The sequence below is a fragment of the Vibrio sp. B1REV9 genome (genome assembly GCF_905175395.2).
Lineage (GTDB): Bacteria > Pseudomonadota > Gammaproteobacteria > Enterobacterales > Vibrionaceae > Vibrio > Vibrio alfacsensis.
Window position 1 is genome coordinate 628,849 of sequence record NZ_HG992746.1, and the last position, 19,830, is coordinate 648,678.

Annotated in this window: 11 protein-coding genes and 1 pseudogene; 7 read left to right on the top strand and 5 right to left on the bottom strand. The window is 44.0% G+C overall.

Annotated elements, in window-relative coordinates; all coding sequences use genetic code 11:
* Positions 1-5 precede the first annotated feature (5 nt).
* From KHN78_RS17050 to KHN78_RS17060, 3 genes and pseudogenes are all read right to left on the bottom strand, one after another.
* Complete coding sequence (locus KHN78_RS17050; RefSeq protein ID WP_211917503.1) at positions 6-989, bottom strand: AAA family ATPase; 984 nt, start codon at positions 987-989, stop codon at positions 6-8.
* Between the two features lie 124 nt (positions 990-1,113).
* A complete protein-coding gene (locus tag KHN78_RS17055) occupies positions 1,114-3,426 on the bottom strand; it encodes a cytochrome c3 family protein (protein WP_211917505.1) in 2,313 nt (770 codons plus the stop codon).
* A 150-nt stretch (positions 3,427-3,576) separates the two neighbouring features.
* Positions 3,577-5,123, bottom strand: a pseudogene (locus KHN78_RS17060) (arylsulfatase).
* 342 nt (positions 5,124-5,465) lie between these two features.
* On the opposite strand from KHN78_RS17060, the gene KHN78_RS17065 reads away from it, so the two are divergent.
* From KHN78_RS17065 to KHN78_RS17075, 3 genes are all read left to right on the top strand, one after another.
* Positions 5,466-7,031, top strand: coding sequence for an arylsulfatase (locus KHN78_RS17065; protein ID WP_211917507.1), 1,566 nt, complete (start codon positions 5,466-5,468; stop codon positions 7,029-7,031).
* Between the two features lie 140 nt (positions 7,032-7,171).
* Positions 7,172-9,526 (top strand): fatty acid cis/trans isomerase, encoded by a 2,355-nt coding sequence (locus KHN78_RS17070; RefSeq protein WP_211917509.1) that lies wholly within the window; start codon positions 7,172-7,174, stop codon positions 9,524-9,526.
* 19 nt (positions 9,527-9,545) lie between these two features.
* Positions 9,546-9,737 (top strand): hypothetical protein, encoded by a 192-nt coding sequence (locus KHN78_RS17075; protein ID WP_128812788.1) that lies wholly within the window; start codon positions 9,546-9,548, stop codon positions 9,735-9,737.
* A gap of 133 nt (positions 9,738-9,870) precedes the next feature.
* On the opposite strand, the gene torS is transcribed toward KHN78_RS17075, so the two are convergent.
* Positions 9,871-12,867 carry a TMAO reductase system sensor histidine kinase/response regulator TorS gene (gene torS, locus KHN78_RS17080; RefSeq protein ID WP_211917511.1) on the bottom strand — a complete coding sequence of 999 codons (2,997 nt, stop codon included), beginning with the start codon at positions 12,865-12,867 and terminating at the stop codon, positions 9,871-9,873.
* Positions 12,868-12,955: 88 nt separating this feature from the next.
* Here torS and torT point away from each other — a divergent pair, with 88 nt between their 5' ends.
* Both torT and KHN78_RS17090 read left to right on the top strand, forming a co-directional pair.
* On the top strand, positions 12,956-13,960 hold the full coding sequence (gene torT, locus KHN78_RS17085) for a TMAO reductase system periplasmic protein TorT (protein WP_211917513.1): 1,005 nt from the start codon (positions 12,956-12,958) through the stop codon (positions 13,958-13,960).
* Between the two features lie 115 nt (positions 13,961-14,075).
* Positions 14,076-14,531 (top strand): methylglyoxal synthase, encoded by a 456-nt coding sequence (locus KHN78_RS17090; RefSeq protein WP_128812785.1) that lies wholly within the window; start codon positions 14,076-14,078, stop codon positions 14,529-14,531.
* Positions 14,532-14,603: 72 nt separating this feature from the next.
* On the opposite strand, the gene helD is transcribed toward KHN78_RS17090, so the two are convergent.
* On the bottom strand, positions 14,604-16,673 hold the full coding sequence (gene helD / locus KHN78_RS17095) for a DNA helicase IV (RefSeq protein ID WP_211917515.1): 2,070 nt from the start codon (positions 16,671-16,673) through the stop codon (positions 14,604-14,606).
* 374 nt (positions 16,674-17,047) lie between these two features.
* On the opposite strand from helD, the gene yccS reads away from it, so the two are divergent.
* Together yccS and KHN78_RS17105 are read left to right on the top strand one after the other, a co-directional pair.
* Positions 17,048-19,201: a YccS family putative transporter gene (yccS, locus tag KHN78_RS17100; protein ID WP_211917517.1), complete on the top strand. Its 2,154-nt coding sequence runs from the start codon at positions 17,048-17,050 to the stop codon at positions 19,199-19,201.
* A 253-nt stretch (positions 19,202-19,454) separates the two neighbouring features.
* The gene (locus KHN78_RS17105) at positions 19,455-19,616 is read left to right on the top strand and encodes a hypothetical protein (RefSeq protein WP_211917519.1); all 162 of its coding nucleotides are present in this window, start codon (positions 19,455-19,457) and stop codon (positions 19,614-19,616) included.
* Positions 19,617-19,830 lie beyond the last annotated feature (214 nt).

A 19,830-nucleotide genomic window follows, 5' to 3' on the forward strand; every position in this document is an offset into this window, starting at 1 on the left:
CCCGCTTATCCGATTTCTACACAATCAAGCAACTCTTGCACCACACGTTGATGATCAACACCATCTGCAAGTGCATCATATGAGAGTGAAAAGCGGTGACCGAGTACAGATGGCACCATCGCGCGGACGTCATCCGGTATGACGTGGTCACGACCTTGTAACCAAGCATAAGCACGAGCACATTTGTCTAAAGAGATTGAGGCACGAGGGCTTGAACCAATTTCAACCCATTGCTGCAATTGTGAATCTGGGTAACGCTCCGGTTTGCGAGTCGCCATGACTAAAGCCACAATATAGCGTTCAACAAGATCAGAAACCGCGATTGATGGCAACTGACGGCGGGCTTCAAGAACCAGATCGGAAGAAATGTGTTTCGGTGTCACCAATTCACTGCTGATTTCCGACCCCAACTCCTCGCTACGTACAAGACGAATAATGTCTCGCTCTGCATCATCCTCAGGATAATCGACGGTCACTTTCATGATGAAACGGTCCATCTGCGCTTCAGGTAATGGGTAGGTCCCCTCTTGCTCGACTGGATTTTGCGTTGCTAGCACCATAAAAAGATCTGGTAGCACGTGCGTTTTATCACCAACTGTAATCGTTCCCTCTGCCATCGCTTCTAACAGTGCTGCTTGAACTTTCGCTGGCGCACGGTTGACCTCATCAGCCAAAACAATGCTGTTAAAAATAGGGCCTGGTTGAAAATGCAGTTGCGGCTTTCCATCCAGTTCTTGATACACCTCCGTGCCAGTCACATCCGATGGCAACAAATCTGGCGTAAACTGAATTCGACCAAAACTGGTATCAAGCAGATTCGCTAAAGATTTCACTGATCGTGTTTTTGCTGTTCCCGGCAGACCCTCCAGTAACACATGGCCGTTGGTTAATAGTCCAATCACCAAAGCCTGAACCACATGACTTTGTCCGATAACGCTTTTTTCTGTTTGTTCGATTAATTCATTAATAGCTTGTTGTGCGTGGTTCATAACTTTTCCTCGAATATTCAATCTTTTGCTGTATACATCCTACTCACAAGCGTCATAACTATTGGTTATAAACTTCATACCTACTTATTTTGTAACTAGCCAGTTCTTTTCCTTGCCAAGTTCTTTATCTTGCGTTCGTTATTACTGCCCTTAACTGCTCAATAACTTCTGGCGGTGCAAACTCACTAAGCTGCTTAACACATTGCTCAAACGCAAAAGCAATTGAGCCCTGCTTATAATTCCTCGCTAGCACTTCACACTCAGCATAAAGATGTTGTGGATTGCCTCCGACTCGATACGCCGTATTCAAAGCTTTACTTGCCGCCAGTGCATCACTCTTTTCTAACGCGAGTCCATAGACATACCAGTATTGTGGATTTTCTTGGGCAGTTTCAGCGGCTTGTTTCAAGTATTGGTTTGCTTGAGCGCCATCTCCAACACGAAGCCAAGCCAAGCCAGCACTATAAGGTAACGCGCTCGATTTAGGCTGCGCTTCCATCCCGGCCATCAGGGTTTCCAACGCTTTTTTTTCGTTACCTTGTGCACGGTACAAATCCGCTAAGTTAGCGTAGCTGTTTTCAAAATAAGGCTCTATTTCAATGGCTTTGCGGTAAGACATGATGGCTTTATCTATCTCACCAAGATCTCGATATACATTGGCAATATTCGTTCGTCCAAAACCGCGATCGGCATTAAAACGTTGGATGTCTATATAATCTTCTAACGGTTCTCTCAGCTTATCGCGTTGAAGTGGATTCATTTCTGAATAATGACGGACTAATGCGCCTGCAGTTTCTGCCCGTACAGATAGCACTGGGTCATACAAAAGCGATTCAAGGATTTGCCAACGATCGCTAAACTCGTAACCAGACGATCCCTCTATTGCACCCAAACGAATCATATCGTTTTCATGCTTTACCGCTCTTGCCAACGCGACCAAGGTATTTTTACCAATGTTCCCCCCCATACGTTCCAATGCAGAGGCGCGAATAATGTCACTCAATGAGGCATCTTGTGCTGAATAAGCTAATGCATCCGGCGCACCGCGGTGCCCTATCGAATCGGCATAAAAGGCAACAGAAAAGTGCTGCTGATTGCGGTAGTTGGAATTTGGGAACCACTCGTTGAGTTTTTGGCTCGCCCACTGATTGGTTTCATCTTCGTGGCATGACGTACACACATTAGGAGTATTAATATGCTGACTCAAATCTGGGCGCGGAACATGCCAACTGTGGTCTCGACGGGGATCCACCTGCATGTACGTTGTTTCTGGCATGTGGCACGTTGTGCATTTAGATGCTTCGGTATTCGCATCATGGAAAGTGTGATTTTCCGGCATGTAGTCAAACGCAATATGGCACTGAGCACAAACCGCTTCTTCTGGGATCTTCAATTCTGCGGTATGCGGATCATGGCAGTTAGTACAAGTAACGCCTTTTTCCGCCATGGCAGATTGCAAAAATGAACCATAGACATAATCTTCGTCATAGATCTGACCATCGTGATAATAGAGCTCTGGTGTGATTAAGCTAAGACGATATTTATCTAGGAACGAACCTTTTACGTGATCTTCAGTTTCGTTGAGCTGCGTACGACGACTATGGCACTGCGCGCATGTTTGAACTTGGTGCGTCATCGCTATTTCTTTTGGCTGGAGCGTACTGTGCCCTTCTTCGTAGATCCATTCTTTTACTGCCATACCTAAATCTCGGTCAAAACCATAGTGATTGGCAGAAGCGATCGATTTGCCAAACTGTTCTGCAAGTTTTGCTAACGCTACGTGTTCACTGGCAGGCCCATGGCACGCTTCGCAGCCGACATTAATCTCTGACCAAGTCGTCGAATAGGTATTAGTTTGCGCATCGTAGTTCTTTTCTAAGTTGGTAGAGTGACAATCGGCACACATGAAGTTCCAGTTTTGCCCCGTATTCGTCCAATAGAATTCATCTTGAGGGGTTGTGTCAGGGTATAGATGGAACCAACGCTGACCACCTTGTTGCTTGGTTCTCGAGTCCCATGCAAAAGGAATGAGCTGGACTCGTCCATCTTCAAACTCCACCATGTATTGTTGAAGCGGTTCCCACCCAAAGGTGTAGCTAATTTTGTAGTCGTGCCACTCTCCGTCTGGACCTTGGATATTGACCCAATACTCGTCCCCTTTTCGATAAAAACGGTTTGGCTTTCCTTCGAATGTAAACGTGTGCTCGTTAAAGTCACCCAATACGGACTGTGCATCAGCATATCTCATCGCCATATCATGATGAGAGCCTTGCCACGCTTTGGTTTCTTTTTGGTGACAATCTACGCAAGCTTTACTGCCTACATAAGTTAGCGTTGATGATTCGGTTGATTGCGGCGTTTCCTGTGCAAACAGAGAAAAACTGACGAGCGCAGCAAGGCCGATTACCGCCTGCTTCCAACTTGCCCACTGAGTCATAACTGTCCTTGTTTCGTGATCGTGTTATCTCTAATAAAAGATAGAAGTATTTCTTCTTATTAGACAAGCAATTACATGACTTTTAAGGAAAACTAAAACAGAGCGCAAAAAAAGAGGCTCCGAAGAGCCCCACGTTTAGTTGCAATCAATCTATTTATTATGGCTTTCCTGAAGTTTCTCCATCACTTGATCCAAGGAGAAACTCGCCGCTTTCTGTCTTGGCGGGAATTCTTCAAACGTCGCTAGGAACTTACCAACATAAGCCTGTGCCGGTACTAGCATGTACGCATGATCAATCAGCCAATCATAGTATGTGTTCGATGTAATATCTGCGACTTCATAAGGATCCATACGTAGGTTAAAAATCTTAGGAACACGCAGCGGGGTGAATGGTTCTGCCCATATACGCAGTGTTCCTTGAGCGCGCTGCTCTAAGAACACGATTTTCCAATTGCGGAAACGAAGAGAACTCAAATCACCGTCATCCGTGAAATAGAAAATTTCTTCACGTGGACCTTTCTCTTCTTTACCCGTTAGGTAAGGTAAGAAGTTATAACCATCAAGATGATTTTTGAACGTCTTATCGCCCGCTTTATAGCCTTTTAACAGTTTTTCTTTAATTTGATTATCACCAGCGGCGGCAATTAACGTTGGCATCCAATCCATATGGTGCATGATTTCATTCGAGACACTGCCCGGTTCAATTTTACCCGGCCAACGTACCATGCTGGTACACGGAATGCACCTTCCCAGTTTGTGTTCTTCTCTCCACGGAAAGGCGTTGTACCCGCGTCTGGCCACGAGTTCATGTGGGGGCCATTATCGGTTGAATAAAAGACAATTGTATTGTCTTTAATACCGAGATCATCCACTTTTTTTAGCAACTCACCAACTTGATTATCATGCTCTACCATGCCATCCGCATAGAAGCTAATGCCCGTTTTACCCAAGTTTTCTTCTTTCACGTGAGTACGAAAGTGCATACGCGTTGCGTTCCACCAAACAAAGAAAGGCTTATCAGCTTTAACTGCTCGATCCATAAAATCAAGCGCCGCATCTAACGTTTCTTCATCGACGGTCTCCATACGCTTACGAGTAAGTGGACCCGTATCTTCGATTTTTCCATCGGCATAAGATTTAATGACGCCACGAGGACCAAATTTCTTACGAAACTCTGGGTCTTTCGGGTAATCTACATTCTCAGGCTCTTCCTCGGCGTTCAAATGATAAAGGTTGCCAAAAAATTCGTCGAAACCGTGGTTAGTCGGCAGATGTTCATCTTTATCACCAAGGTGGTTCTTACCAAACTGACCTGTCATATAACCAAGCGGTTTCAGCATTTCAGCGATAGTCGCATCTTCCGCCTGCAAACCCAAATCCGCCCCGGGAAGTCCAACTTTACTTAACCCTGTTCTTAATACTGATTGCCCTGTAATGAAAGTAGAGCGTCCCGCAGTACATGACTGTTCACCATAATAATCAGTAAACATCATGCCTTCTTTTGCAATGCTATCAATATTTGGCGTTTTATATCCCATTAGTCCAAATGTGTAGGCACTGATATTCGATTGACCAATATCATCCCCCCAAATGACCAGAATATTCGGTTTCTCTGCTGCGATACTGCTACTTGTCGCGCCAATTAAAGCAGCGGCAAGAATCGCTAATCGGCGTTTAACGCCATATTTCGCTGTCATATAAACCTCTGTCTGTTTTAAAAATGTGCTTCCTGCACACAAACATATAGCTCACAAAACAAACGAGTGCGAATCATGTAGCATAGAAATCGTTCATTTAAGACTAAGGTCGTTGTCATGTTATCAGAGGCGTTCAACGTGACCAATGTCTCGCTTCAATTTTCGTCTCGACAGCCGACAAATCAAAAATCCACATAATATTCAATGTTTTACACAAATGCATAACCTATGGTTATAACCACTATAAAGCGACATTCTTCAACAACATCATTAACTTAATAGCCAACGAATTAAGAGCTTATTCTTTCTTCTTTTCCAACTTTCAACCGATTTGGAGTTTTTATGGCTAACCAAATGAGCAAGCTAGCTGTCGGTATCGGCGTACTGGCAACCTCTAGCGCAGCAATTGCAGCAGACAAACCGAACATCCTTGCGATATTTGGTGATGATGTGGGTTACTGGAATATCAGTGCATATAACCAAGGTATGATGGGATACGAAACCCCAAACATCGACCGTATTGCTAATGAAGGTGCCCTATTTACTGATCACTATGGTCAGCAATCTTGTACTGCCGGACGTGCTGCATTTATTACTGGCCAAGAGCCATTCCGCACTGGTTTGCTTACCATTGGTATGCCGGGATCAACACATGGTATCCCTGATTGGGCGCCAACAATTGCTGACTTGCTAAAAGAACAAGGTTACATGACCGCCCAGTTTGGTAAGAATCACTTAGGTGACCAAGACCAACATTTACCAACCAACCACGGTTTCGATGAATTCTTTGGTAACCTTTACCACCTCAATGCAGAAGAAGAACCAGAAACCTACTACTACCCGAAAGATCCAGAATTCCGCAAAAACTACGGTCCTCGCGGAGTTATTAAGTCGTTTGCTGACGGTAAAATTGAAGATACCGGACCTATGACGCGTAAGCGTATGGAGCATGCAGACGAAGAGTTCCTAGAAACGTCACTGGCCTTTATGGAAAAAGCGGTGAAAGCAGATAAGCCATTCTTTATTTGGCACAACACCACTCGAATGCACGTTTGGACACGCTTACAAGAGAAATACCAAGGCGCATCTGGTATTAGTATCTACGCTGATGGCATGCTAGAGCATGACGACCACGTTGGCGTTTTGTTAGATAAGCTTGACGAACTGGGTGTTGCTGATAACACCATTGTTATCTACTCAACCGATAACGGCGCGGAGACAGCAACATGGCCTGATGGCGGCGCAACGCCATTCCACGGAGAGAAAGGCACCACTTGGGAAGGTGGTATGCGTGTTCCTCAATTAGTTCGTTGGCCTGCTGTGATCGAACCAGGAACCAAAATCAATGAGATGATGGCACACCAAGATTGGCTACCAACACTGATGGCGGCGGCTGGCGTTCCAGATGTGAAAGAGAAACTGGCTGAGGGCTATAAAGCGAATGGTAAAGATTGGCGCGTACACATTGATGGTTACAACTTTATGCCTTACTTCCAAGGTAAAGAGGAAAAAGCGCCACGCGAGTCACTCCTTTACTTCACTGCTAATGGGGAGCTAAACGCCGTACGTTGGCATGATTGGAAACTGAACTTTGCGGTTCTTGAAGGTGATATCTCTAACGCGATTCGCTTCTCACCAAACTGGCCACAGATCATTCATCTACGTGCAGACCCATTTGAAAAAGCGCCACATGAGTCTGGCATGTATCTACGCTGGATGGCGGACAACATGTGGTTATTCGTACCAATTCAAGACGTACTTGGTGAATTCTTCCAGACTCTACCTGACTACCCAATGCAGCAGGGGCAGTTGATGAATCCAGCCGCTATCGACTATCAGTCTCTTGGTCTGCAAGGGAAGATGAAGCAACTTGACCAACTTCAACAAGAAGTTCAGAAAATGAAATAGTTTCTTTTGCTACTACCGAAAAAACCCACCAGCCTTGGTGGGTTTTCTTTTAGTTTTCGTGCTTATTCTGGTTGTTTTTTGGTATTTAGCGGCTTAATTTGCTTTAATTAACGGAAATTCAATTAACTCAAAATAAATCAATGAATTTGCGCTTAATTTTTACATTATTGTTCGCCACTCTATTCGCCGGTTGTGCCACCTATGCAGGATTAAACTACGATCACTTGTTTGGTCCCGAGCAAGTTCGTGAGCGTACTGTTGCTCTTAATACACCCCCTGCCGACTTCTTTCAACATGACGTAAAACCCATCATCGACAATCGCTGCGTCGTGTGTCACGCCTGTTATGATGCGCCATGCCAACTCAAACTTTCATCAGTAGAAGGCATTGATCGTGGAGCGAGTAAAGCGCTGGTTTACGAAGGAACTCGTCTGACTGCGGCGGCACCAACACGTTTATTTGAAGATGCGCAAACCACACAAGAATGGCGAGATGCTGGCTTTCACCCGGTGCTTAATGAACGAGAGCAAAGTATGGCTGCCAATATGGATGCTGGTTTAATCGCGCGTATGCTGCTACAGAAAGAGCGCCATCCCTTACCAGACCAAGTACAACTCGAAGGGTTTGATTTTTCTATTGACCGTGGACAAACCTGTCCGACCATTGAAGAGTACGATCAATACGAACACGACAACCCAACTTGGGGTATGCCTTTTGGGATGCCTAACCTCACTGGCAAAGAACATCAAACATTAATGAATTGGTTAGAGAACGGTGCAGTAATGAACGCACATGTTCCGCTTACTGATCAACAGAAAGCCGAAATTGAAAAGTACGAAACATTATTGAATAAGAGTTCACGCAAAAACCAACTTGCCGCTCGTTATATTTACGAACACTTATTCCTATCCCACCTGTATTTTTCGGACCTTAACGACGAGCCTCGATTTTTCGTACTCGTGCGCTCTGCTACGCCATCGGGAGAGCCAGTAAAACGTATTACGACGCGTCGTCCCTACGACAACCCAGGCGTTGAGCGCGTTTACTACCGCATCATTGCAGAACAAGGGACGATTGTGGATAAAACCCACATGCCATTTGCGTTAAACACGCAACGCATCGAAAACTGGAAAGCGTGGTTCATAGATGCTGATTACGACGTCGCAAAACTTCCTAGCTACGCTCCTGACATTGCGGCAAATCCAATGACTGCGTTTATTGATCTTCCGGTAAAATCACGCTTTAAGTTCATGCTAGACAATGCGCAAAATACCATCATGGCCTACATAAAAGGCCCGGTGTGTCGGGGGCAACTTGCGCTCAATGTCATTAACGATCGTTTTTGGGTCTTCTTCCTTGACCCGGATAAGGCGGATATTCCTGAGGTCAATGAATTTTATCGTTCTCAAGCTGAGAACCTTAAGCTACCAAGTGAACTGGAAAGCAATACTCTACCGGTCACAAACTGGGTTAAATACTCGCGTCAGCAAGCGCGCTATCTTCAAGCCAAATCCGACTTTTTAAACCAATGGTTCAAGAACGGAGAGCATCTTTCTACAGATGTCATTTGGAATGGGGGCGGTACAAACCCAAATGCAGCGCTCACGGTATTTCGTCATTTTGACAGTGCATCTGTGGTCCAAGGCTTAGTCGGTGAACAGCCTAAAACGGCTTGGATACTGGACTACGCTTTATTGGAGCGCATACACTACCTCCTAGTTGCAGGATTTGATGTATATGGCAACTTTGGCCACCAGCTCATCACGCGTATGTTCATGGATTTTCTCCGTCTTGAGGGCGAAAGTAACTTTATTGCTTTACTGCCCGCTGAAATGCGCCATCAAGAGCATTCTAGTTGGTATAAAAATCAACCTCGTCAGCTGAGTGATTTTCTACAACGCAACGTAGCGCCATTTAGCCAACCAACCAGTGTTGTTTATCATACTGACGATCCTAAATCCGAACTGTTGGATATTTTGCGCAAACAAGTCTCGCCTATTCTCTTACCCCGCTACGATATTGTAGACACAGCTTTGACTGTTGAAAGCGAGCAACAACTCGCTAGCATCAATCAGGTTCGAGGTGAGGGGCTAAAAAGTGTTCCGCAAATTACTATGTTGATGATACGCAGCAAATCCGGTGAAGATGAACTCTTTACTCTTCTTCACAATAACGCCCACATCAACATTTCTAGCTTGTTTGATGAAGAAAGCAATCGTGATTTCGAAAACGACGACATGACGATTGTTCGTGGCGTTGTGGGTAGCTATCCTGCCGCTTTTTTTGCCATCGAAGAAGATCAAGTAAAAGAATTTGTCGATCAATTTAGCTCACTAAAATCCGAGTCAGATTACGTTAAGTTACTGGATAATTTTGCGATTCGCCGAAGCTCTGAAAAGTTCTGGCCATTTAGCGATCGTATCCACGATTGGTATCGTACAAAACAACCGATCGAATTTGGATTACTTGACTATAATCGTTTTGAGAATCGATGAAGATTTAAAGGGGGTTCTCATGGGTATCCGAGACAACATTGCCGCTCTTGAACAGCAAATCTATGTTGCTTGCTCAGAGGGAGACTACGATACGGTTAATATGCTTGAGCACCAACTCGAATACTTACGTGGCAGAGTGGAACATCCATTAGACGATGACCCTTATGCTCTAGACACTCGGTTTGAGTGGGATGATGATATGACCCGTTAGAAAAAACCTCCGGCTTTCACCGGAGGTTTTTGTTTGAGCCGTTTTTGATTTGAACAACTTTTATTTAAACAGTTTCTATTTAAATAACAAGGTAGATCCTCGCCCTATACCACCACTATAGGGCGATGTGGATTTATTGCGACATCAGTTGGTCTAGTGCATTCACCGAGTCGTGAACCTGCTTTCGAATTACGCTTTGTTGCTGTTTATAAACGTTTAACGAGTCTGATGCGATTTCAATTTGTTGGCATGTGTCCATCAATGCATTTAAACCTAAGCTACCTGCGCTACCTTTCAGCTTATGTGCTAGGTTTTTGATATCTCGATTCTCGCCCTGTTCGGCAGAAGTTTCCATCTGTTGAAGCACATCAGCACTGGTTTGTCTAAACAAATCAATAATGTGCAGCATTTTTTCTCTGCCCAATATTTTCATGTCTGACTGAATCACATTTGGATTGATGATAACCATTGCTGGCTCCTCTGCTAATTGGTCGCTATTGACCGGAGTTTTTATAGTATTTGTTGTAACATCAGTATTTGTCGTAACATCAGTTTCCTTTGTCACATTCCCGTCCTGGGTACACGACTTATCAACTTGTGGTAACAACAACTGTTTACCATCCAACATTTCTCGAATGATCGCTGCTAATGCCTCTTTTTCCATTGGTTTTGGCAAATATCCGTCAAAACCAGCGGCAAGATAGCTTTCCACTTCCTCTGCAAATACATGCGCAGAGACGGCCACCATTGGTGTTGCAATCGGTGCTTTATGAGTCGATTTATTTTGCTCGATCTGTTTAAGTCGATGGATCAAGTCGGTGCCATTGCAATCCGGTAAGTTGATGTCGACCAAAGCGATATCAAAATCTTGCGCCCTAAACATCGCCTCAGCTTGTTGGCCATCTTCAGCCATAACAACTTCATGCCCCATGCTTTGCAAGAAGCCCTCTGCAACAACACGGTTTACTGGATTATCCTCAACCAAAAGCGCACGCACTCGAATTTTACATCTTGAACTCGCGATCGAAACCGTTTCAACCGGATCGCTCACTTCAAGAGGAATGGAGAACCAAAAGCGGCTGCCAAGTCCCTCTTCAGAATCAACGTCCAATTGGCCACCCATTGCATGAATGATTCGACGGCTGATCGCTAACCCTAGGCCCGTGCCACCCATTTGGTTCAATCCGCCCTCCGCTTGAGTAAAAGCATCAAATAAGGTCTTTAGATCTTTTTTCGCGATCCCGATACCACTGTCTGTAACTTCAAACAGCACTTGAGACTCATCTTCGGGGTTCAAACTCACGTATATGTCAACTTCACCTTGATCCGTAAACTTAATCGCGTTACCAACTAAGTTATTTAGCACTTGGCTGATACGAATAACATCGCCTTTCCAGTAACGGCCAACATCACTTTCAATATGGTAAGAGAACATCAGATTTTTCTCTTGCGCTTTGCCATTCATCAACTGGAATGTATCTTCAATCATTTGGTGAATATCAAAACCTAGACTTCGAATCTCTAAATGCCCTGCTTCAATTTTCGAATAGTCCAATACATCGTTCAAAATCGCGAGCAGTGTTTTACCACTGCGATTGATGATCTCTGCATAACGCTTTTGCATTGGGTTTAAGCCAGAATCAATCAATAAACGAGCCGTTCCTAATACACCGTTCATAGGCGTACGAATTTCGTGACTCATCGTCGCAAGAAATGCCGATTTAGCACGACTCGCCTGCTCCGCTTGTTTTCTCGCCTCGGTATGATTGAGCACTTCTTCATTTAAGCGGCGGTTTGCCTGTTTCAACTGAGACGTTCTCTCTTCGATCAGCTCCTCTAAGTGCTCTTTATGCTCTTCGAGATCTTGTTTGGCTTTGGCTTCCCCCTCGGCAACCACTTTTAACGCTTGGGCCGTATTTCTTGCGGTGATAATCGCTTGCCCCATATGAGCAAGTTCATCTTTTCCTTTCACCTCAAGCTCTACCGCTAAATTACCCTGAGCGACAGACAATAGCGCGGCGGAATACTCGCCTAAGCGTTTGACAACGGACACATAGACCACTCGCCATAGAATGATCACGACCACCGCTAAACCCACGATTGAAATAAGCGCAAGCGACCACTGAGCAAACTTCAGCGTGCTTGTAAGTTCATCCACTGCGACTCGTGTGGTTTGATTTGAGTCATCCACCAGCCGATTCACGGTATTGTTAAGCTCTGAGAACATTTCCAATGTTTTGTGCATCAACTGCTGCGATTGTTGATTGTTCTCATATTGTTGAATCAATATGGAGAACACAACTTGCCGTTTTCCAAGATCTTGCAACAACTGGCTCATCTGCGCGGAACGTGTCGGGTCTTCTACCGCCAAGACGCGACGTTTCATTATTTTAAGGTTTTCGTCAAATGCATCATGGACTTGATGAATCCTCTCAAGGTTAGTTAATGTTCTTGCTTCCTCAATTTGATTAAGCATTTTAAACGCTAATAAATGCAGCTCATGAAGGCGCTCATTTAGGTCAAGATCTACTTCTACCAACGCATCCAAAGCTTGAAATGCCTGTTCCTTTTTATTTGATTCAAGAAGATCATAAATATGCGTCACGTTCGCTACTGCAATCGTACTGGTATTCTGTACTTGAGTACGAGTCAACTGCTCCAACTCTTCACTCAACAATCGCATCTCTTCAGCACGCGTGGTGATCTCTTTAGCAAGCCATAGTTTCCGCTCCACAGTCACACCAAGCTCTGCTAGATTGTCGATCACATTCTGAACGTTGTTTTCTAGCGTATCCAGAAGTTCTGAATCAAATGAATCCCCACCTAAATCCTTAATGTGCGTGAGTAGCGATTCCAGTTGATCAAATAACACCTTACCAGCGTCTTTGCGCTCGCCCTCATTTTGCGCGTTTGTCAGCATTTGCACGGATGAAATAATACGCGTGCTTAACTCTGAAACTTGGCGAGCTTCAATCATTGCTGGAATAGCAGCATTAACAACATTTCGCTCCGTTTTTGCTACCAGAGAGAAACCTGATACACCAATCAACGTCGATAACATGACCAACATTGCCATGGCGATGAAAGACAACAGAAGTTTACGTCCGATGCTTGCGGTAGCTAGCAACATATTTTCCTAACCTTAATGTTCGTGTTCCGCGACATATTACGTTATATTTTGCAGTGTTTACTTAATCTATGCCAACGAACTTCATTTCATGGTTAAAAATCAGCACTCACTTCGTACAGTTTTTACACACTCAGCGCTAGCTTTGGCTTTTTTCGCATCAATGCCGTCAAACGCAGCGGAAAAAATCTGTGCTATCTACCCTCACTTAAAAGATTCATACTGGCTGTCAGTAAACTATGGAATGGTTTCCGAAGCGGAAAAATTGGGCGTCGAACTGCGAGTATTAGAAGCAGGTGGATACCCAAACAAAGCCCGCCAAGAACAGCAACTCGCTCTGTGTACACAATGGGGGGCCGATGCCATCGTACTCGGTACTGTTGACCCACAAGCCTACGAGCACAACCTGAACAACTGGGTTGGCCGCACACCGGTTTTTGCCACTGTGAACGAGCTTGTACTTGATAAAAGTCAATCAAGTATACTCAAAGGTACGGTGGGTGTTGACTGGTACTGGATGGGTTACGAAGCAGGTAAATACCTTGCAGAAAAACACCCAAAAGGCTCAGGACAAACCAATATCGCACTGTTATTAGGCCCTAGAACTCGTGGTGGAACAAAACCCGTCACAACCGGCTTTTACGATGCTATCAAAAACAGTGATATAAAGATCGTTGATGCTTATTGGGCAGACAACGACAAGGAGTTACAGCGTAACCTTGTTCAGCGCGTTATTGATAAAGGGAATGTAGATTACATTGTAGGGAGTGCCGTAGCGATAGAGGCCGCCATCAGTGAATTACGCAGCGCACACAAAACCGATGATATTGGCCTAGTTTCTATCTACCTAAGTCATGGGGTTTACCGAGGCCTTTTGCGCAATAAAGTTCTGTTTGCACCGACGGACAAAATGGTCGAGCAAGGCCGCCTATCTATCGAGCAAGCAACGCGCTACTTACGCAATCAACCGTACGAAAAGCAAGCAACGCCCGTTATCAAACCTCTGACACCGGAGACGCTTCATAACGACACGATTGAAGAATCGTTATCTCCGTCAGAGTATCGACCAACATTCCGTGTAAAACCTATTGATTGAAACATAAAAAACGTATTCTATGCCCAAATCACGCTCGCTGAATCAAGTCTCTTAAGGTGACTTGGGTATAACTAAACAGCAATAAACTTAGAATCATAAAAACGGAAATAACTTGATGCAAAAAACCACTCGTACCATGCCAGCACATAAACACATCGCGTTGGTTGCCCACGACCATTACAAGCCAGAACTGCTCCGTTGGGTAACAGAGAACAAAGAAAAGTTGCAAAGCCATTTCTTGTACGCAACAGGCACCACAGGCCACATGTTAAGTAAAGAAACAGGATTGGCAATTAAGAGTATGATCAGCGGCCCAATGGGTGGCGACCAACAACTAGGTGCATTGATTTCAGAGGGTAAAATCGACGTATTAGTCTTCTTTTGGGATCCTCTTAACGCCGTACCACATGATCCAGATGTAAAAGCATTACTTCGCATTGCAAGCGTGTGGAATATTCCTGTTGCGACAAACCGAGCAACCGCTAACTTCTTGTTTAACTCACCATTATTGAGTCAAGAAGTCGACATCGAAATACCTGATTACGATGCCTACCTTGCAGAACGCACTTAATCACGTCGTTTAACGATTTGATTGCTGAATAAGCAAAAACGATAAAGGCGATACTGAATATCGCCTTTAACTTTATCTTGAGTTAGAGATAGGATAGTCACCGTTTACCAATTCTTGCACAAAAGCTGATCCCGCACCGGTATGTGTGACCCACACTTTTTCTTTTGCACGCGTCAAAGCAACATAAAATAAGCGACGTTCTTCCGCATAAGGGAATTTGTCAGAAGAATCTGTTAACGCACCGTCTAAGTGCGCTTGTTTTTTCTTGCTCGGAAATTGCCCCTCGTCAACAGATAAAACAATAACGAAGTCCGCTTCCCTCCCCTTACTTGCATGACAAGTCATAAAACGAATGTCCAGATTTGGAAAACGTTTCAGCCAATCATCATACAGATCCGGCTTGTGATAATGGTTGCGACCTAACAACAGTACGGACTTAGTTTTCTTCGCCTGTTGGTTCAATTGATCTAGGATCTTCTCAACTTGGTTACTCGGCACCGCATGAACACATTTCTGTTTGCGTTGTTTGTGGCTGTTTAGGGTCTTAGGTAGTTGCGTCGGATTCTGTTGGATAAAGGTATTTGCAACATCACCTATCTGATTGTTGAAACGGTACGTCGTATCAAGTTGGTGTACAGTCGAATACTTAAAACGCTCTTTAAAACCCGTCGTTAAATCAACGTTTGCTCCGGCAAATTGATAGATCGCTTGCCAATCATCCCCTACAGCAAACAAGGTTGCGCCAGTTTGCTTATCATTCTGTTCGCAAAGCGCCTCAATTAACGCTAATCGATCCGGAGAAATGTCTTGATACTCATCGACCATAATAAAACGCCAAGGAGAGGTAAATTTTCCTTTAGCGACATGGTCTGTTGCACGGCTGATCATCGTCGGAAAATCAACTTGATTCGATTCTTTCAGCATTTTTTGCCAAGCACTAAAACATGGCCAACATAGAGAAAGCTCACTGTTTAAACGCGTGTAATCTTGGTGATTGACCAATTTTTCTTGAACTTGTTTTTTCGATAATCCAACGGCCGCCAACTGGGCAAGTTGTGAATCTAGCCAAGCAATCAGTTTCGGGTTTTCTGAATGACTGCCAAGTTCATCGTCCCCTTTTAGGTAGGCAATTGGCCATTTATCAAGATGTTTCTGCCAACGCTTGAAATTGGTGGGTGTCATCCAGTGTTTCTTCAACCAATCAATGCACCACGCCGCTCTTTGCTTTTCATCAATCGCAAGTGGGGATATTTCTACCGATTGAGGTTCCACTTGGTTAAGAATATACAAACCCAGTTGATGAAATGTATTAACTCGCACATTTTCTGCCGCCAAGCCTACTTTATCAACCAAACGCTCTTTCATTTCTTTCGCAGCGTCTCGGCCAAAAGCCAGCATGAGTATTTCTTCTGCTTGCGCCTGATGACTTTGCATCAGGTAGGCAACTCGAGCAGTAAGAACACTGGTTTTTCCTGAGCCTGCACCCGCCAACACAAGGTTGTGGTCATCATTGATCAACACAGCATGTTGCTGAGACAGGTTTAATGGTGAAGACTCAATGCTATTAAATAGCACCTCCCAATTTTGGCGCTCATTTTCCAGCCACTCATGATTACGGTCACTTAATGTTTGTGATGTGCCGATTAGCCACGGTTCAATTTCTGCGATGCGATTTGGCATACGCATCTTTGCTTCAGACAAACTGGTTTTGATTTCTGCCAAATCGTCATTTAATTGATCAACCCAACGTTGAGTCTGAGAGTGTGAAAGATAAGCGGGTAAATGCTTAAGCCGATATAACTCATCTTCCCATTTCGGTAAATAATCCGCGAGTTTACGACACTGATTGTTGTGCCAATCTTGATATTGTCTAACGGCTTCTTGCGCAAACTTTCGACACTGAGGCCAAGGCAAACCTTGTACTAGCCAACTCTGCTGCTTTCCGTCTTGCTCATGCGCAAAAAACTGTAGTGAGCTCCATAAAAGGCCTCTTTTTACACCTATTTTGCCATTCCAAAATGTAAATGGGATGTGCTCTTCACTTCCCACGGAACTTAATAAAACACTGTTTTCTTTAATTTCGACTTGGTAATATTCATTTTGGATAAAAAACTGAGCTTTATTGGAGGCAGTAAGCTGCATGTAAAGATTGCCTTTTAGTTATAGATGCTTTGATTATCAGTGCAACCGCACTCAATACTCCGAATTTATATCATTTTAAAAGCTCAAGTTGTAGCGGAGGATAGGTTTGAAATCCTCTTCTTTCCCTATTCTTTATAAAACCTCACATAACTGTAGAATTAGTGTACAAGGTTTAACGCACTCCACCTCATCATTAAATCGTAAGTCAATGACATGTCTGTTGATTTAGTGTGCAAATGACAGTTTTTATTAAATTAAGTCATAAACGCGCTATAGTGTGTTTGTTACTATATACCCAATTAACCTCAAGCTGCAGATTTCTACCTTGAGGCTAATTGGAAATCCCGTTTTTCATCAGCAACGAAAGGCGCAACGTGCAAGCTGCTTCAAAACTTCGCCTCTATTGGGCAAACAAAACGATTAACTATAGTATTCTGATTTTGATCACTTTATTAGGCGTCGTGATTCCTGCTTGGTATTTCAATCAAAATACATTGATCACCCCACTTATCTTGGGCGTCATTGCAGCAGCTTTGGCCGAGAGTGATGACAGTTTCACAGGCCGAATAAAAGCACTCATTCTCACATTTATCTGTTTTGCCGTTGCGGCATTTTCTATAGAAATTCTATTTGATACGCCATGGGCATTCGCCATTGGTTTGTTCGTTTCTACCTTTGGATTTATCATGCTCGGAGCCATTGGCCCGAAGTACGCAAGTATCGCGTTCGGGTCACTGCTTATTGCTATATATGCGATGCTCGGTGCCCATGAAAGTATCAATCTTTGGTTCCAGCCATTATTACTGCTCACTGGCGCGGCTTGGTTTTACTTTATGTCTATGCTCTGGCAGATTTTTTGGCCAATGCAGCCCGTACAACAAAGCCTCTCCAATGTCTTTCTGCAAATCGCAAACTACCTCGATGCCAAAGCAAGACTGTTTCATCCCGTGACCAACTTGACACCACAACCGATGAGAATTGAAGCAGCGAAGTTAAATGCCGCTACCGTTAATGCCCTAAACGCATGTAAAGCTACACTGCTAAGCCGCTCTAAACGAGGCCATATTGATGGGCCTAGCGACCGCTTTCTGAATATCTATTTTATTGCGCAAGATATCCACGAACGTGTCAGCTCAAGCCATTACCGATATCAAGATCTGGCCACTGAGTTTGAACGTTCTGATGTCCTATTTCGCTTTAAATATTTGTTAGAATCCCAAGCACAAGCTTGCCGTGATATTGGGCATGCCATCCGTTTGGGTAATGAATATACGCATACCGACCAGTCCATTTTGGCGTTAGCAGAGCTGCAAAACTCATTAGGCTATTTGGAAGAACAACAACAAGGCCATTGGAAACGTCTGCTCGCCCAACTTAATTACCTATTTAATAACTTAGCGACCGTAGAAAAACAGCTAAGTAATATTAATAATCCAGATGCAGAACGATTGGAAGAAGACATCCTTGACGATACTAACCCTCATACGCTCAAAGCGATGTGGCAACGAATCTCAGCGAACTTCAATCAAGACTCAATGCTATTTCGCCATGCATTTCGAATGTCTATCGCCTTAACCGCCGGATATGGCATCATTCAAGCGTTTGATATTGATCGCGGTTATTGGATTCTTCTCACCACACTCTTTGTATGTCAACCAAACTACAGTGCAACCCGACAAAAACTGACGGCTCGCGTTATTGGCACATTAGCTGGCCTATTGATTGGCGTGCCATTACTGACTTTCTTCCCATCTCAGGAAAGTCAGTTGGTATTTATTGTGTTGTCCGGAGTCATGTTCTTTGCATTCCGTATTAACAACTATGGCTATGCGACAGGCTTTATAACGCTACTAGTGTTGTTTTTATTCAACCAACTTGGAGAGGGTTATGCTGTCGTACTGCCTCGCTTAGCAGATACCTTGATAGGCTGTGCTCTTGCCGTTGGTGCAGTCATGGTGATACTACCGGATTGGCAATCAAAACGACTTCATAAAGTCATGTCTGACGCCATTGATGCAAACAAACAGTATCTCGGGCAGATCATTGGTCAATACCGAATTGGTAAGAAAGACAATTTGAGCTATCGTGTTGCTCGCCGCCAAGCGCACAACAATGATGCTAACCTTTCTTCCGCAATCAGTACGATGCTTGCAGAACCCGGTAAGTATCGAACGGCCGTCGATGAAAGTTTTCGTTTTCTCACCTTAAACCATGCGATGCTGAGCTACATCTCTGCATTAGGTGCACATCGAACTCGAATTGAAGATGAAACCATTCACCAATTGGTGTTAGATGCCCATCGCTGCATTCATCAGCATTTGGATGTTCTTCACCAACAGTTGCATCATCATAGTGAAGATTGTGACCTTTCTTCAATCCAAGATGCCAACTTAGAACAGAGATTAAATGAATGGCGTGAAGAGGATGACAGCTCTGCTCGTTTAGTACTTCAGCAGCTTCATCTTATCTATCGAATGCTGCCTGAACTGCACTCTTTGGCTTCAAAATTTGCTGTAAGGGTCAACTAATCATCTCAACAATTCCAGCTATCACGGCAATTCTAATCATCGCAGCAATTGAGAAACTAAAATGATGACTGCTTAGCGATATAATGACGACGATGATTAGAGCCATAAACACACATTGTCTTTGATAGGAACTGACATTACTCGGACAAAAAAGCACCAATCAAAATCTATTCTAGCATTATAGCGTTTCAGCCATGACGGCTGTTTTGGTGGGTTGATAAAGGATAAACCCAATCAACATGCGGAGGTAGACATGACTGCTCAGCAATTTAACGAGTTAAAGAAAAAAATTAACGACATGACTGCTAGTCAACTTCGTTCTCTACAAGGCGAGATTAACAACACGTTGAACAAAAAAACAGTACCTGTGTTATCAAATGAAGAACGAGAGATGTTGTCCAAACTGTTTGCATGATCAAACCTTTAGACATTCATTGTGCAGGAATGTTTATCACTTATTGCCTAGCATCCGGCTAAGATACATAGCGTTTAACAAATGTAAGTCATTATGCCAACCGTTTTAAAAACAAAAGCATTAATAGCCCCAAGCATCTTTCGTTGCTTGGGGCTAAATTTTATTGTTGGCTATGTATTATTGTTGCCCAAGGATGAATGTGAGTTAAGTGACT

Coding starts and splice junctions, on each gene's coding strand:
- KHN78_RS17070 (WP_211917509.1), top strand. CDS start 7,172: ATGAATTTGCGCTTAATTTTTACATTATTGTTCGCCACTCTATTCGCC.
- torS (WP_211917511.1), bottom strand. CDS start 12,867: ATGTTGCTAGCTACCGCAAGCATCGGACGTAAACTTCTGTTGTCTTTC.
- KHN78_RS17075 (WP_128812788.1), top strand. CDS start 9,546: ATGGGTATCCGAGACAACATTGCCGCTCTTGAACAGCAAATCTATGTT.
- KHN78_RS17055 (WP_211917505.1), bottom strand. CDS start 3,426: ATGACTCAGTGGGCAAGTTGGAAGCAGGCGGTAATCGGCCTTGCTGCG.
- KHN78_RS17050 (WP_211917503.1), bottom strand. CDS start 989: ATGAACCACGCACAACAAGCTATTAATGAATTAATCGAACAAACAGAA.
- KHN78_RS17090 (WP_128812785.1), top strand. CDS start 14,076: ATGCAAAAAACCACTCGTACCATGCCAGCACATAAACACATCGCGTTG.
- KHN78_RS17105 (WP_211917519.1), top strand. CDS start 19,455: ATGACTGCTCAGCAATTTAACGAGTTAAAGAAAAAAATTAACGACATG.
- helD (WP_211917515.1), bottom strand. CDS start 16,673: ATGCAGCTTACTGCCTCCAATAAAGCTCAGTTTTTTATCCAAAATGAA.
- torT (WP_211917513.1), top strand. CDS start 12,956: ATGGTTAAAAATCAGCACTCACTTCGTACAGTTTTTACACACTCAGCG.
- KHN78_RS17065 (WP_211917507.1), top strand. CDS start 5,466: ATGGCTAACCAAATGAGCAAGCTAGCTGTCGGTATCGGCGTACTGGCA.